This window comes from Streptomyces sp. NPDC007084 (genome assembly GCF_040703595.1).
Lineage (GTDB): Bacteria > Actinomycetota > Actinomycetes > Streptomycetales > Streptomycetaceae > Streptomyces.
In genome coordinates, this window is the sequence record NZ_JBEYFY010000137.1 from 1 (window position 1) to 1,122 (window position 1,122).

Consider the following 1,122-nt stretch of genomic DNA (forward strand, 5'->3'; position numbering starts at 1 on the left):
CCTCCGGGAGGGCGAGCGGGTGGTCGGCGCCCGGGTGCGGGACGTCGAGGGCGGCTGCAAGACTATTCTATCACAAGCCAGAGCAAAGGGAAACACCTGACCAATCAAGACCGTTTAAACATTGAACGTTGGCACAATAAAGAAGGACTGAGCAACCGTGAGATTGCGCGCTTATTGAATAAAGCTCATGGGACGATTGACAGAGAGATGAAGCGAGGGGAAATCCAGCTCAAGCGGAAGGTAAAATACTCTGCTAAAAAGGCTCAAGAAAATTATGAAGGATTGAGGGCTCACAGTGTTCGTCCGAGTAAACTCACGACTGAGATTGATTGTTATGTGAGTACACGTCTTAAAGAAGACAAGGACTCTTTGGAAGTCATTCATCAGGCTCTAAAAGGAGTTTCTCTGAGCAGCCTCTACAATTGGGTCAACTGGGGCTGGTTAGAAGCCAAGCGTCATCATCTTTTCTATCCGCAGTATAAGGCGGCAAAGAAAATCAAACCTCGTGCGCCAAAGCATCCTTTTGGTAAGTCTATTGAAGAACGGCCTGAGTTCATTAACAATCGCTTAGAAGTGGGGCATTACGAGATTGACACGGTCATTCTTACGAGAGCTAAGAACAAGGTGCTTTTGACGCTCACAGAGCGAAAATACCGCACGGAGATCATTCGCTTGATTGATGGGAAAACAGCACAGGCGGTCAATGATGAGCTGGTGGAACTTCAAAAAAGTTATGACTTCAAATCCATTACCCCTGACAATGGCCATGAATTTGCAAGGCTCTCTGAGGTCGTAAGCTGTCCAGTTTACTATGCACACGCCTACGCGAGCTTTGAGCGAGGGACGAATGAAAACCATAACCGAATGATTCGTAGGCATCTGCCAAAAGGCACAACAAAGACGACCCCTGAAGAAGTCGCCGCTATCGAGTATTGGATGAACCATTATCCAAGAAAAATGTTCAACTATAAGAGTTCATATGAGATGAGCTTGGCTGGCTAACTTGGACTTGCAATTTGCGTTCTTGCACTGTAAGTTGAAGTGAACCATCACCAATAAATAAAAGACTCCCCGTTCACCCGCCCGGGACCGATATCGCCTGTTTCTGCCCACAGTTCACCC

1 protein-coding gene is annotated in these 1,122 nt (G+C 47.2%); it reads left to right on the forward strand.

The genetic code is table 11. The features are described from left to right. Positions 1-54: 54 nt before the first annotated feature. The gene (locus tag AB0912_RS35935; RefSeq protein ID WP_003130410.1) at positions 55-1,002 is read left to right on the forward strand and encodes an IS30 family transposase; all 948 of its coding nucleotides are present in this window, start codon (positions 55-57) and stop codon (positions 1,000-1,002) included. Positions 1,003-1,122: the final 120 nt, after the last annotated feature.